At 45.3% G+C, this 12,699-nt stretch carries 14 protein-coding genes and 2 riboswitches; of the genes, 7 read left to right on the top strand and 7 right to left on the bottom strand.

Annotated elements, in window-relative coordinates; translation table 11 throughout:
- Positions 1 to 13 precede the first annotated feature (13 nt).
- On the top strand, positions 14 to 1,153 hold the full coding sequence (locus tag TRNA_RS28600) for a site-specific integrase (RefSeq protein WP_011197835.1): 1,140 nt from the start codon (positions 14 to 16) through the stop codon (positions 1,151 to 1,153).
- 169 nt (positions 1,154 to 1,322) lie between these two features.
- On the opposite strand, the gene TRNA_RS28595 is transcribed toward TRNA_RS28600, so the two are convergent.
- The 3 genes from TRNA_RS28595 to TRNA_RS43580 form a co-directional block, all read right to left on the bottom strand.
- The gene (locus TRNA_RS28595; RefSeq protein WP_011197834.1) at positions 1,323 to 1,730 is read right to left on the bottom strand and encodes a hypothetical protein; all 408 of its coding nucleotides are present in this window, start codon (positions 1,728 to 1,730) and stop codon (positions 1,323 to 1,325) included.
- Positions 1,731 to 1,821: 91 nt separating this feature from the next.
- Positions 1,822 to 3,177, bottom strand: coding sequence for a magnesium transporter (gene mgtE / locus TRNA_RS28590; RefSeq protein WP_011197833.1), 1,356 nt, complete (start codon positions 3,175 to 3,177; stop codon positions 1,822 to 1,824).
- Between the two features lie 247 nt (positions 3,178 to 3,424).
- Positions 3,425 to 3,589: riboswitch (M-box (ykoK) riboswitch) on the bottom strand.
- A gap of 140 nt (positions 3,590 to 3,729) precedes the next feature.
- A complete protein-coding gene (locus TRNA_RS43580; RefSeq protein ID WP_003181012.1) occupies positions 3,730 to 3,885 on the bottom strand; it encodes a transcriptional regulator SplA domain-containing protein in 156 nt (51 codons plus the stop codon).
- A 292-nt stretch (positions 3,886 to 4,177) separates the two neighbouring features.
- On the opposite strand from TRNA_RS43580, the gene TRNA_RS28585 reads away from it, so the two are divergent.
- The 4 genes from TRNA_RS28585 (at position 4,178) to TRNA_RS28570 (ending at position 9,122) form a co-directional block, all read left to right on the top strand.
- Entirely contained in the window at positions 4,178 to 5,131 is a 954-nt protein-coding gene (locus tag TRNA_RS28585; RefSeq protein ID WP_003181011.1) for a S8 family peptidase, read from the top strand.
- 133 nt (positions 5,132 to 5,264) lie between these two features.
- Positions 5,265 to 5,452: riboswitch (cobalamin riboswitch) on the top strand.
- Between the two features lie 149 nt (positions 5,453 to 5,601).
- A complete protein-coding gene (metE, locus tag TRNA_RS28580; RefSeq protein WP_011197832.1) occupies positions 5,602 to 7,890 on the top strand; it encodes a 5-methyltetrahydropteroyltriglutamate--homocysteine S-methyltransferase in 2,289 nt (762 codons plus the stop codon).
- A 207-nt stretch (positions 7,891 to 8,097) separates the two neighbouring features.
- Complete coding sequence (locus TRNA_RS28575) at positions 8,098 to 8,412, top strand: WXG100 family type VII secretion target (RefSeq protein ID WP_003181007.1); 315 nt, start codon at positions 8,098 to 8,100, stop codon at positions 8,410 to 8,412.
- A complete protein-coding gene (locus tag TRNA_RS28570; protein ID WP_003181005.1) occupies positions 8,409 to 9,122 on the top strand; it encodes a hypothetical protein in 714 nt (237 codons plus the stop codon). The genes TRNA_RS28575 and TRNA_RS28570 overlap by 4 nt, the downstream gene beginning before the upstream one ends.
- Before the next feature lie 42 nt (positions 9,123 to 9,164).
- On the opposite strand, the gene TRNA_RS28565 is transcribed toward TRNA_RS28570, so the two are convergent.
- A complete protein-coding gene (locus TRNA_RS28565; protein WP_003181002.1) occupies positions 9,165 to 9,797 on the bottom strand; it encodes a histidine phosphatase family protein in 633 nt (210 codons plus the stop codon).
- A 146-nt stretch (positions 9,798 to 9,943) separates the two neighbouring features.
- On the opposite strand from TRNA_RS28565, the gene TRNA_RS28560 reads away from it, so the two are divergent.
- Entirely contained in the window at positions 9,944 to 10,414 is a 471-nt protein-coding gene (locus TRNA_RS28560) for a nucleoside deaminase (protein ID WP_003181000.1), read from the top strand.
- 29 nt (positions 10,415 to 10,443) lie between these two features.
- Here the strand turns inward: TRNA_RS28560 and TRNA_RS28555 are convergent, their stop codons facing one another.
- Positions 10,444 to 11,109, bottom strand: a complete 666-nt coding sequence (locus TRNA_RS28555; RefSeq protein ID WP_003180997.1) for a hypothetical protein — start codon at positions 11,107 to 11,109, stop codon at positions 10,444 to 10,446.
- Positions 11,110 to 11,180: 71 nt separating this feature from the next.
- Positions 11,181 to 11,594 carry an organic hydroperoxide resistance protein gene (locus TRNA_RS28550; protein ID WP_003180995.1) on the bottom strand — a complete coding sequence of 138 codons (414 nt, stop codon included), beginning with the start codon at positions 11,592 to 11,594 and terminating at the stop codon, positions 11,181 to 11,183.
- Positions 11,595 to 11,753: 159 nt separating this feature from the next.
- Here TRNA_RS28550 and TRNA_RS28545 point away from each other — a divergent pair, with 159 nt between their 5' ends.
- Positions 11,754 to 12,206 (top strand): MarR family winged helix-turn-helix transcriptional regulator, encoded by a 453-nt coding sequence (locus TRNA_RS28545; protein WP_003180993.1) that lies wholly within the window; start codon positions 11,754 to 11,756, stop codon positions 12,204 to 12,206.
- A 41-nt stretch (positions 12,207 to 12,247) separates the two neighbouring features.
- On the opposite strand, the gene TRNA_RS28540 is transcribed toward TRNA_RS28545, so the two are convergent.
- Complete coding sequence (locus TRNA_RS28540; protein WP_003180992.1) at positions 12,248 to 12,670, bottom strand: organic hydroperoxide resistance protein; 423 nt, start codon at positions 12,668 to 12,670, stop codon at positions 12,248 to 12,250.
- Positions 12,671 to 12,699: the final 29 nt, after the last annotated feature.

Genomic DNA, 12,699 nt, shown 5'->3' with positions numbered 1-12,699 from the left:
TTGGGGGGATAATATGGCTTCATTTCAGCAGTACAAAACCAAAACGGGCTATAAATGGCTTTTTAAAATGGGAGTTGGTATCGATCCCAAAACAGGCAATAGGAAAACAACAACACGCCGAGGCTTTAAGACCAAAAAAGAAGCTGTCGCAGCCGCTGCGGAATTCCAGAAGGAAATCGATAATAATGCTCTTGCCCGAAATGACATTACTTTTGAGGATGTCTTTAAAGAATGGTGGGATGTTCATTCCAAAACGATAAAGCGCAGCACCAGATATAGAAAGCTATCGAATTTCAAAAAGCATATCCTGCCGCACTTCGGGAAATTAAAAATAAAAGACATCACAAGAGCATATTGTCAAAAGGTGATAAATCTGATAGCTCAGGATATTGATTCTGTTCAAAATGTAAAAATTCAAGCTAACCTTGTATTTAAATATGCTCTAAGGATGGAATACATCACAAAAAATCCAATGGAATTCGTTGTGATCCCCAAAAAAGAAGAGAATTTTTTATCGCAGGAAGAAGAGAAACGGAACTTTTGGGAAAAGGACGAAATCAAAACCTTTCTCGAAAAAGCGCATTCTCAACTCGCCCCACAAGATTATGTCATGTTTTATGTTCTTATTTTCACTGGTATGCGCAAAGGGGAACTTATTGCCTTGGAATGGAAAGACGTTGATTTAAAAGAGAAAACAATAAACATCAAACAAACAATGTTTTTTGAAAACGGTAAAGAAGTCATCCAAACAACGAAAAAATATCATTCCAAGCGAATTATCACAATTGATGATCAAACAGCCCAAATACTTAAAAAATGGCGCACACAACAAAAAGAAATGCTCTTGTCTAATGGAATCACCTCAGAAGCTAAATATGTCCTTATACGGGGCGATATGCGTCCTCTAAGGCTTGCATATCCAAACGACCTTTTAAACCGTATGATCACTAAAAATAAGCTTCACAGAATCACAATTCACGGTTTTAGGCATTCTCACGCATCAATCCTTTTTGAAGCAGGCGCATCCATAAAAGAAGTACAAGCCCGTTTAGGTCACAAAGAAATTCAAACGACTATGAACATCTATACACATGTCACGAAAACCGCAAAAGCAAAAACGGCCGAAACATTTAAAAAGTACATGGAATTATGAGAAATTCATTTAAACGTGGTCAAAATGTGGTCAAAAATCAATTTTAAACAAAAAACAAGCCCTCTTCCGAGCGACCGGATGAGGGCTTGAACATTGGTATATTAACGTTTTGAGAACTGAGGTGCAAGACATACGCCTTTAAGACCGTATTTTTCCTCCGGATGATTCGTCACCTGTTTTCCTGCTTTTTCGCTTCCTTTATGTATCCAATGAAATCAATCATAACGCCTTTATCGGGATCATTGCGTATCCGAAACGCAATCGTTCCGGGCTGACCGGTATTTTCCATCTTGTAAGCGGCATGAAACACATGGATGCTCGCTTCAGAAATTTGAAAATCATCAGCATGAAGCCCGGAAATTCCCCATTTCTGCTTGTCTTTCAAGATTGTTTCCGGAGAAGGGTTTGCGCCCTCCACGTACAAGCGCTTCATCTTTGATAAATCATCGTCCAATATCGCCTCAAGCATATTCTCAACTGCGACGAGCCGCCTGTCTTTTCCTTCATCTTCATTCTGACAGCCGGCAACAATCATTGCAACGGCTAAACAAATCAGCACAGCTGCAATCCTTCTCATACCAATCCCCCCCTGATCTCTGCCTAAAATATAAAGGCTTTTACGAATTCTGGCAAGCAAAAAACCCTCCGGATAAGGAGGGCTTTTCTGCTTACAGCGAATGAATGAATGCAGTTGCAATACCGAAGTAGATCAACAGCGACAAAATGTCATTTAATGTTGTAATCAGCGGACCCGATGCAATCGCAGGGTCGACATTGCACTTGTGAAGGATGATCGGGACGATCGTTCCCGCCATCGTTCCGATGATCAGAGTGGCAAAAAGCGAAGTCCCTACCACAAATCCGAGCAGCAGATTCCCCTGCCATACTATCGCGATTCCCGTAATCACGATCGCACACACGATGCCAATAATAATCCCGGCTCTAAGCTCCCGGAAAATCAAGCGGAAAATCGTTTTTTTATTGAGCTCTTCTTTTGACAGCCCTCTGATGACGACAGCGAGGGACTGTGTTCCAGTGTTACCCGTCATTCCCGCGATCATCGGCATAAAAAAGGCCAATGCGACAACCTGCTGCAGCGTGTCTTCAAAATAGCTCATGATGCTGCCAGAGATCAAACCGATGAACAAAAGCAAGATCAGCCACGGCAGACGGCGGTATGCGGCGACATACGATTTTGTATCAAACGTGATCGCCTTACCTGATGCTGCGAATTTTTCATAGTCTTCATTCGCTTCCTGGATGACGATGTCGATAATGTCATCAACCGTTACGATCCCGACAAGCTCATGATTTTTTTCTACAACGGGAATCGCCAGAAAGTCGTACCGCTCGATGAGCCTTGCGACTTCTTCCTGATCTTGAAGAGCGTCCGCCGATATGACCCTTGTAAACATTAATTCCTGAACCTTCTCATCGGGTTCTGCCAAAATGAGATCACGGTATGAGATAACCCCGACAAGCTGTTTTTGTTCGTTGATGACGTATAAATAGTTGATGGACTCCGCGATTTCCGCAAAGCTTTTCAGCTTGACGACCGCTTCTTTTACCGTGTAATGCTGCGGAATCCAGACATAGCGGTTTGTCATAATTCTTCCCGCTGTTTCAGGCGGGTAGTTCATCAAAACTCGGACCGCTTCGGATTCTTCCGCTTCCATGCTGGATAGAAGCTGGTCTTTCAGCTCAGGGTCCATTTCCTCGAAGAGCGCGGCAAGGTCGTCGTTGTCCATTTTATTCATCACATGGATCGCCTTTTCTTTGCCGACCTTGTTCAGAACGACTAGCTGCTCTTCTCTGTCAAGTTCGCCCATGAGATCGGTGATGTCTTCTACCGTTAAAAAAGACAGATACCGGCCGCGGTGCTTTTCGGGCATTTCCTTAAACAGAATCGCCATATCATAAGGCTGCAGTTCTTCTAAAAGGCTTTGGAACTCTTTTCGTTTTCCGTCTCTCAGCAAAATAATAATGCGTAAAATCAGTTCATCATATGTCATGTTTTTTACCATGGCAATCTGTCCCTCCCTTTTCAGGAGATCCTTATATCACCATAGCAAAAGGGGTGAAGTATAAGGATCTCCTCATCAATCAATGTGTGATGCTGCAAAATATTTCTCGTATGTTTAAACCGCCTCGAATGGGGAGAATCCATACTACCACCTCCTTGATTAATACGGAAAGTTCATTTTCCTCAAAAAATAAAAAAACACCTATTCATCGAAATGAAGGTGTTAAAAGCCATACAAAATAAAACCCTAACGCCTTCCATCGTAGAGCTTTAGCACTGTATGGCATAGGCAGCATGCCAGCTGCATTAAAAATCACCTTAGATCGATGATTTCTGTTGACCCATTGGCGTCTTTGGACATTTTTGGGCAGCAGCGTATCTCCATACAGGAGCCTCACCTAACGAAGAGCTGTATTTACCGGACACAATGAGATTACAGAAAAAAAGGGTAACTGTCAATAAGAAAAGCAACTTTCATGCTCTCTATTATGTGTTGATTCCCGTTTTCGTCAAAATTAAACCAGCTCTTTCGCCCAGGTGCCGAGCTCCGTTCTTATTTTTCGCTTTCCTGCTCAAGGTCGTCCTTTGACAGCAGGTGATAGTTTTCGTGCAGTAAAAGCGCGTATTCTCCTTCATATTTTGGATGCGGCACAAACTCCGCCTGCTCAATTGATAATTCGTCTCTTTTTTCGTCTTCTTGTTCTTTCACCCTGTATCCACTCCTTTTTTTAATAGGATATCCTTTTGCCGGGATAATATGTTGAAGCGAAATCTCATATATCTAGTGACTCTCTCGCCCTTCCACCGATTTCACAGGTCTTTTCGCTTACAATTCCAGCATTGTTCGCAATTATTCGACTTATATCCTCTGTTATCTATATTTTTTAACTTTTCATAAAATTCATACAAATGAACCTTTTTTTTACAAAGTGAATGTTTTACAATAGAATCACGCACCTTGTAACCCATCTAAAGCAGCATATAACAGGGAGGGCTTTGAAATGCAAATGCGATTAATTCCTTATGTCACTGACACAAAGCTGATGGACGTGAATGAACTGCCGGAAGGAATCGATGCGATTAAGGCACCGGAGCTGTGGTCACAAGGTTTTAAAGGAAAAGATATCACTGTCGCAGTGCTTGATACAGGCTGTGACGCAACCCATCCAGATTTGGCGGACCGAATCATCGGAGGCAGAAACTTCACTGATGATGACAACGGAAAAGAAGATCAGTTTCATGATTATAATGGACATGGCACCCATGTGGCGGGTACGATTGCCGCAAACGATCAAAACGGAGGCATTTCCGGCGTAGCACCCGAAGCGAACCTATTAATCGTCAAGGTGCTCGGCGGTGAAGACGGCAGCGGGGATTATGAATGGATCATCAACGGGATCAACTACGCCGTTGAGCAAAAAGCCGACATTATTTCAATGTCGCTCGGCGGTCCTGCCGACGTTCCGGAGTTGAAGGAAGCGGTGACAAACGCCGTGAAGAGCGGAGTGCTCGTCGTCTGCGCCGCAGGAAACGAAGGCGACGGCAATGACCGTACAGAGGAGTACTCATACCCTGCTGCATACAACGAAGTCATCGCCGTCGGATCCGTGTCATTGACGCGTGAGTCTTCCGAATTTTCAAATGCGAACAAAGAAATTGACCTTGTTGCACCTGGAGAAGAAATCCTCTCTACATTGCCCGACCATCAATACGGAAAGCTGACGGGAACATCGATGGCTACACCGCACGTCAGCGGCGCGCTCGCTCTCATCAAGTCAGCTGAAGAAGAGGCGTTTAAACGGAAACTGACAGAACCCGAACTGTATGCTCAGTTAATCCGCCGCACCCTTCCTCTTGATTACTCAAAAGCGCTGATCGGCAACGGATTCTTATATTTGTCAGCGCCGGAGGTACTGGCGGAAAAAGCCGGCGAAGCAAAACTTCTTTCCCTTTAACAGTCTAAAGGAGGCTGCCGACAATGTCGGCGGCCTTTTTCATGGCCATGTATAAAGCTGAATCTTTTTAATTGCAAGAATTCAAAAATTATTTTGACTAAAAGATCGCGGCGGTATATAATCTACTAAACAATTTCATCGCCGGGAACATGGTAATCTAACGAGGTTAGATTTTAAAAGGGAAGTTTGGTGAAAATCCAACGCGGTCCCGCCACTGTGAATGAGGAGGTTATTTCATAAAACCCACTGTTTCTATATGGGAAGGGGGAAATAACCGTCGATTCATGAGCCAGGAGACCTGCCTGTTCTGACGCACCATAAACCTACGGTCGATAGGAGGTGTTCGAGTTGACGTAACAATCGCTACGTTTATTTCTCGTTCGCAACATGCTGTTTTCAGGCATTCACCTTCTCATTGTCCGAAGTGTGAGTGTCTTTTTTTATTGAACACTAAAAGGAGGAGACCAGACATGACTAATGTAAAAACGAGCAGCTTGGGCTTTCCAAGAATCGGCTTGAACAGAGAATGGAAAAAATCGCTTGAGGCTTATTGGAAAGGAAACACGGACCGCGAGACCTTTTTGAAAGAAATGGATGAACAATTTTTAGCAGCGCTCCAGACTCAGCTTGATCAGCAAATCGATATCATACCGGTTTCCGACTTTACAATGTACGACCATGTTCTTGACACGGCGGTGATGTTCAACTGGATTCCAGATCGATTCAAGGATATAAACGATCCGTTAGATACTTATTTCGCAATGGCGAGAGGCACGAAAGATGCTGTATCGAGTGAAATGACAAAATGGTTTAATACAAACTACCATTATATTGTGCCTGAATATGAAAAAGGTGCACAATACCGCGTGACGAGAAACAAACCGCTTCAAGATTACCAAAGAGCAAAAGCAGCATTGGGAACAGAAACGAAGCCCGTCATACTCGGCCTTTACACTTTCGTAGCCCTTGCAAAAGGCTATGAACAACAGGATATTAAAGATATTTATAACCAAATGACACCTCTTTACATCCAGGTTTTGAAAGAGCTTGAGCAGGAAGGCGTCAAATGGGTGCAAATTGACGAGCCTGCTCTTGTGACGGCTTCACCTGAAGAAGCGGCTGCTGTCAAAGAAATCTATCAGACGATTACAGAAGAAGTCTCTGAACTGAACATCCTTCTGCAAACCTACTTTGACTCGGTTGATGCTTATGAAGAGCTGATATCGTTTCCTGTCGCAGGAATTGGTCTTGATTTTGTTCATGATAAAGGGAAAAACTTCGAACACCTGAAAGCGCACGGTTTTCCTAAAGACAAAGTCCTTGCCGCCGGCATTTTAGACGGACGCAACATTTGGAAAGCCAATCTCGAAGAGCGCCTCGACCTGACGCTTGAACTGATCCAGAGAGCGGGTGTTGACGAAGTCTGGATTCAGCCTTCAAACAGCCTGCTTCATGTCCCTGTCGCAAAACACCCGGGCGAACATCTTGCCGACGATCTCTTGAACGGTTTATCTTTCGCAAAAGAGAAACTTCTGGAGCTTACACTGCTGAAGAACGGACTTGTTTCCGGAAAAGCGGCCATCCAAGCGGAAATCGATGAAGCGCACGGACACCTTCAAGATCTCAAACAGTACGGTGCAGCGACAAATTCGGCCTTTGCCGAAGAAAGAGGCAAGCTGACTGAGGAAGACTTTAAACGCCCGACAGCTTTTGAAGAAAGGCTGCGGATTCAAAATGACTCTCTCGGACTTCCCCTATTGCCGACAACAACGATCGGCAGCTTCCCGCAGACGGCGGATGTGCGGAGCGCGCGGCAAAAATGGCGGAAAAAAGAATGGTCCGACGAGCAGTATGAAGCATTTATTCAGGAAGAAACAAAGAAATGGATTGATATTCAGGAAGATCTCGGACTTGACGTTCTCGTTCACGGAGAATTCGAACGGACAGACATGGTTGAGTATTTCGGCGAAAAGCTCGGAGGATTCGCCTTTACTAAATACGCCTGGGTTCAGTCATACGGTTCCCGCTGCGTCCGGCCGCCGGTCATCTACGGAGATGTCGAGTTTAAAGAGCCGATGACGGTAAAAGAAACGGTTTACGCCCAATCCTTGACCTCGAAGAAAGTCAAGGGCATGCTGACAGGGCCTGTTACCATTTTAAACTGGTCCTTTGCCCGCTATGACCTGCCGAGAAAAGAGATCGCCTTCCAAATCGCCTGCGCCCTCCGCAAAGAGGTTGAAGCGCTTGAAAAAGCAGGAATTCAAATCATTCAGGTCGATGAACCTGCCTTGAGAGAAGGCCTGCCGCTTAAAGAACGGGATTGGGACGAGTATCTCAAATGGGCTGCAGAAGCGTTCAGACTGTCCACTTCATCTGTGGAAGATACGACGCAAATCCATACGCATATGTGCTACAGCAACTTTGAAGATATCGTAGACGCGATCGAAGATCTTGACGCAGACGTCATTACGATCGAGCACAGCAGAAGCCACGGCGGATTTCTTGATTATCTGGAACAGCACCCTTACCTGAAAGGGCTTGGTCTTGGCGTATATGATATTCACAGCCCTCGCGTCCCTTCCAGCGATGAAATGCTCACGATCATAGAAGACGCGCTGAAAGTCTGCCCGGCTGATCGCTTCTGGGTAAACCCTGACTGCGGTTTAAAAACGAGACAGCCAGAGGAAACGATCGCAGCGCTTAAGAATATGGTTGAAGCAGCCAAACAAGCAAGAGGCAAACTGGCTCAGACTGTTTAATTTCACAAAAAATCCACTACAAACGCCGCCTGTTCACACGGGCGGCTCTTTTCATGGCTCCAGCCCTTTTTAGGCCAAAAGAACCGTTATACAAGGTATGTCCGCCCAAAAAACATTAAGACTTTTGATTCATTCGTACGATTTCCTTCCGTATCCTTTTCTTTTAACATATTTGTAGTAGATGATGGAAGGGAAGGAAAATATGTAGTGATTGACGATGGAATAGCGTTAGAACGAAAAATCAAGCGAAAAATATATCAGGAAGACATTCACTCTCTTCAGCTATACGTAAAAGATGTGAATGCCGCCATTGATGAGCTGAGGCAGGAAAGTTCTTCTATTTTAAAAGCACACCAAACGTATATCAACGGATGGCGCGGACAGGCGCGCGAAATGTATGACGCGCTTTTGGACGATCTCGACCGGGCGGAATCGCGCGTGTATGACAAGCTGAGGACCATTAAAGAGCAGGCGGACGAAGAAATTGAACGGCTTCAGCTGAAAGCCGAGGAGCTGATATGACGATCCGGCTGAACATCAATGATCTGCACGCCCTCGCCCGCCAATTTCGTTATTCCCACCAGCGAATCAGCGATTTAATACGCCTTTTGAACCGTCATTTTCATGTTCTTTTCTCCAGCGTGAAAACAGCAAGAACATGCGGCATCGATCAGGCGCAATCCGAAATGGAACATGAACTCAAAGGATTTTTACACACGCTCGATGATTTGCAGCATCTCCTGCACTTTACAGAAATCCGCATGAAAAAGACCGATCAGATGCTTGCGGAGAAGCTCTTTCACAGCGGCGGGCATTTGGCCGGCTACCTGCCGATCATGTCTTCTTTGGCTGCAGCCAAATGTTCCCCTGGCAGCTATAAACTGACCGCACCGCCGCTGTCTGAACCGCTCGCTCTCATGAAGCAGATCAAACAAAACGGTCTGTCAGGACTCATTACAAAAAAACGAGCCGCAGCATATATTCAGTTTGATGAAGAGGGACAGCAGCAGCTGTGGTCGGCGCGCCGCATGATCAGCCGCACAATCGCCGACAACCTTTGCATTCTGGCATATCAGCAAATCGCAAAAGGCCCGCTTTCTCTTACAGTCTTACTTTTCGGAAAAAAAGCGGAAGCAGATGCGGCAGATGTCAAAACCGTTTGTCTTTCAAAAAACAAAACGATTACCGCCGACACGCTTCACAGCTTCAGTGCCAAAATATATTCCGGCTAGGAGCCTCGGAGCCTGATTCCAACATCAGGCTTTTTGGCATGCCTACCAGGTGGCATTCTTTGCTTCTACTCTATGTTCACCGTCTCCTTCTCTTTCAATCGCGGCGCTTCCATCCTCGGAAACCGTTACAACCGCAAGAGCTGTGTCATGAACATAGCTTGAGTTCCATAGTTCACCGACCGGCCTCTTTTTTATAAGATTCAAGAGCATCAATATAAACACGGAATGGCTGACAATGAGGACATTGCCTTCCCGATGGCGGCGGAGAATGAATTGATACGCCTGACTGACCCGCCTTTCAAAATCGTAAAAGCTCTCGCTTTCATCGGGCATATATGTTTCAGGCGTATTAAAATACGCTTCCAGCAAGTCAGGATCACTTTGTTTGATCTCATCATACGTTTTCCCTTCCCAGCGGCCGATCGAGATTTCTTTTAATCTGTCGTCTGTTATAAAGGGAATGCTGCGGTTCTGCAGCATAGCCCGCGCAGAATCAACGGCCCGGCCGCTTGGACTGGAATATGCGGCTTGGAATTGAACATCTTTCAGCCGTTCGCCGAGGGCATTTGCGTTTGCCAGTCCCAAAGCCGTTAAATTGGAGTCTTCCCAGCCTTGCATTCTTTTTTCAATATTCCATTCCGTCTGACCGTGTCTTGCAATATACAATGTAAGCAAAACATCATCCCCCGTTCATTATTCTAGCATTCATTGTATGCGATGTGCGGTTTGAAATCAAATATGCTGAATATTCTGACATGTGTTTATTTTGCCGGGTCCATCAGCTATAATAAGAAGGCAAGACAACCAAGGAGGATACAGAAATGAATCATGAAGCATTTTTGCAGCGCGCCATCGACCTTGCGGTGGAGAGCGTGAAAAGCGGCACAGGCGGACCTTTTGGCGCTGTGATAGTCAAAGACGGCCAAATTATCGCCGAGGGAAAAAACAATGTCACAACAAGCAATGATCCAACCGCGCACGCGGAAGTAACGGCTATTCGGCTCGCCTGTGAAGCACTTGGCGATTATCAGCTGAACGACTGCATTCTTTATACAAGCTGTGAACCGTGCCCCATGTGCCTGGGAGCCATCTACTGGGCGAGACCGAAGGAAGTTTACTTCGCCGCTCAGCATTCGGATGCCGCATCGGCCGGTTTTGACGACTCTTTTATTTATGAAGAAATCACCAAAACGAAAAGCGAACGGAAAATTCCTTTTTATAAAATGGACCTTCAAGCAAAGCTTGAACCTTTTCTCACATGGGAAAAGACCGATCAAAAAGTGGAATATTAAAAAAAGCTTCCTTCATCAGGAAGCTTTTTTTATTTTGAAGCAGACGGCTCATACCATTCAAGCTTTTGATCTTCCGATTCCAAATCAAGGCTTTCTGCTTTTCCATCCTTTTCAATTTCAAGCCTGACAATTTTCCCTTTCAGTTTTTCAGGTGCTTCGGCGACATCCCTCTCAAAATCGGCTGTTTTCTGATAAGTTTTTTCCCCTGCTTTTGTTTTGATTGTAATGTTTTGCTCCGACTCGCTGACAAACGTGGCGATGATTTTTCGGCTGCCGTCTTTCTCCTCCTCATATACGCCATTTTGGTCGGCTTTTGACTGCGGCATAAGCTCGGCTTCTTCCGCTTCTTGCGTTTTTCCATCCACCTCTACCTTCACAAGCTTCCCGATTAAGTCATCATGGTCTTCTTCGCTGTGAAAGCGGCTGCTTTTCGGAACAATCAGTTCCTTATCCTTTATTTCGAGCGTGATTTGGTCATCTTCAGCATGAACATACTTGCCTATCAAATCAAAATCTTCTTCAGACCGGATATTTTTGTCAAGGGAATATGTTTTCAAATCAGGTGCTTTCTGCTTGGCCGTATCAGCCGGGGATTGATTGCCGTTGTTCTTCTCCGCCGCTCCGGTTCCGCATCCTGCAAGGACAATAGCGAGAGAAAGCACGGAGAACACAAGCGCTTTTTTAAGATATGCCATATGCTGCTCCTTTCTAAAAAAGAAAGCAAACAAGCTTTGTTTGCTTTCTCGTTTTCATCTTTCCCGTTTATTTATTTTACTTCAAGATTGACGTCGATATTTCCTCTCGTCGCTTTTGAATAAGGGCAAAAGTCATGAGCGGCTTCGACCAGCTCTTTCGCTTTTTCTTTTTCTACCCCGCCTGCTGTGACGATCAGCTTGACGCCGATTTTAAAACCGCCGTCACTCTCATCCTTCAGCAAGCTCACATGGCCTTCGACCTCAGAATCGATGTCAATGCCTTTTTGTTTTGCGACATGTTCCAATGCGCCGCCGAAGCACGCCGCGTATCCCGCCGCAAAGAGCTGTTCAGGATTTGTCCCTGATTCGCCTTCTTTTTTTTCATTTGGCATGACAATGTTATGGTCCAAAACCCCGTCATCTGATTTGACATGTCCGGATCTTCCGCCTTTTGCCGTGACTTTTGCTGTAAACAATGCAGTCATCCTGATTCCTCCTTACGTTTTTTCCTCTACTCTTTATATTTCACAAAATGAGTTTTTTAAACATCCGTTTTTGTTTTTTCGGGTTTTCAGCCGATCAATGGGAAAAGAACGCAAAATCTTATACAATAAAAAGGAACATAAAAAAGAGTTGGTGAAACGATGGCAAACGAATTTGAACATATGAGGCTTGACAGACAGCTTTGCTTTCTCCTTTATGCAAGCTCGCGTGAAATGACGAAGCTTTACAAGCCTCTGCTTGATGAACTCAATATTACGTATCCGCAGTACCTCGCGCTCCTTTTATTATGGGAACACGGGGAATTAAGCGTCAAAACAATGGGCAAGCTCCTTTATCTCGATTCCGGCACACTGACGCCGATGCTGAAGAGAATGGAGCAGCACGGGCTTTTAACAAGAGAGCGGTCACCTGAAGATGAACGGTCTGTAATTGTCAGACTGACAGCAGGCGGCCAGGCACTCCAAGAAAAAGCAAGCAGCATTCCGCAGCACATGATCGCCCAGACCGATCTGTCGGCTGGCGAACTGAAAAACTTGAAGCAAACGCTTGAATCCCTTCTTGCTTCATTGACGAAAAAAACAGATGTGCTGTAAAGACAGCAAAAAGGCGCCTTCATATCGAAGGCGCCTCTTTTTTAAGAAATCACTTCAAGGTTGACATCAACATTTCCGGAAATTGCTTTTGAATACGGGCAAACGGTATGAGCTTGATGGACGAGTTTTTCGAGCTCCCTCTGTTCAACGCCGGTTCCTTTTACTTGCAGTGTGACACTGAGCTTATAGCCTCCATCTGCTTCATCTTTCAGAAGGCTGACGTTCGCCGTCACCTCTGTCTCCATTCGAAGACGCGCCTTTTGGGCGGTCAATTGCAATGCGCTGTCAAAGCATGCCGCGTATCCGGCGGCAAACAGCTGCTCCGGGTTGGTGGCATTTTCGTTTTCCTTGGCTTTTGGCGTTCCCGGCATGGCCAGCTCCAGCTCAAGGACGCGGTCAGATGAGGTGACTTGTCCGTCTCTGCCACCATTGGCAGTGGCTTGCGAGGTAAATAGCGGTTTCATGATTTATCGTCTCCTTTAATTTATATTGT

The organism is Bacillus licheniformis DSM 13 = ATCC 14580, from assembly GCF_000011645.1.
GTDB classification, from domain to species: Bacteria; Bacillota; Bacilli; order Bacillales; family Bacillaceae; genus Bacillus; species Bacillus licheniformis.
The sequence above is the reverse complement of the archived record's forward strand: the minus strand, read 5'-3'. Positions and strand labels throughout refer to the sequence as shown.

Coding starts and splice junctions, on each gene's coding strand:
- TRNA_RS28600 (WP_011197835.1), top strand. CDS start 14: ATGGCTTCATTTCAGCAGTACAAAACCAAAACGGGCTATAAATGGCTT.
- TRNA_RS28595 (WP_011197834.1), bottom strand. CDS start 1,730: ATGAGAAGGATTGCAGCTGTGCTGATTTGTTTAGCCGTTGCAATGATT.
- mgtE (WP_011197833.1), bottom strand. CDS start 3,177: ATGGTAAAAAACATGACATATGATGAACTGATTTTACGCATTATTATT.
- TRNA_RS28585 (WP_003181011.1), top strand. CDS start 4,178: ATGCAAATGCGATTAATTCCTTATGTCACTGACACAAAGCTGATGGAC.
- metE (WP_011197832.1), top strand. CDS start 5,602: ATGACTAATGTAAAAACGAGCAGCTTGGGCTTTCCAAGAATCGGCTTG.
- TRNA_RS28570 (WP_003181005.1), top strand. CDS start 8,409: ATGACGATCCGGCTGAACATCAATGATCTGCACGCCCTCGCCCGCCAA.
- TRNA_RS28560 (WP_003181000.1), top strand. CDS start 9,944: ATGAATCATGAAGCATTTTTGCAGCGCGCCATCGACCTTGCGGTGGAG.
- TRNA_RS28555 (WP_003180997.1), bottom strand. CDS start 11,109: ATGGCATATCTTAAAAAAGCGCTTGTGTTCTCCGTGCTTTCTCTCGCT.
- TRNA_RS28550 (WP_003180995.1), bottom strand. CDS start 11,594: ATGACTGCATTGTTTACAGCAAAAGTCACGGCAAAAGGCGGAAGATCC.
- TRNA_RS28545 (WP_003180993.1), top strand. CDS start 11,754: ATGGCAAACGAATTTGAACATATGAGGCTTGACAGACAGCTTTGCTTT.
- TRNA_RS28540 (WP_003180992.1), bottom strand. CDS start 12,670: ATGAAACCGCTATTTACCTCGCAAGCCACTGCCAATGGTGGCAGAGAC.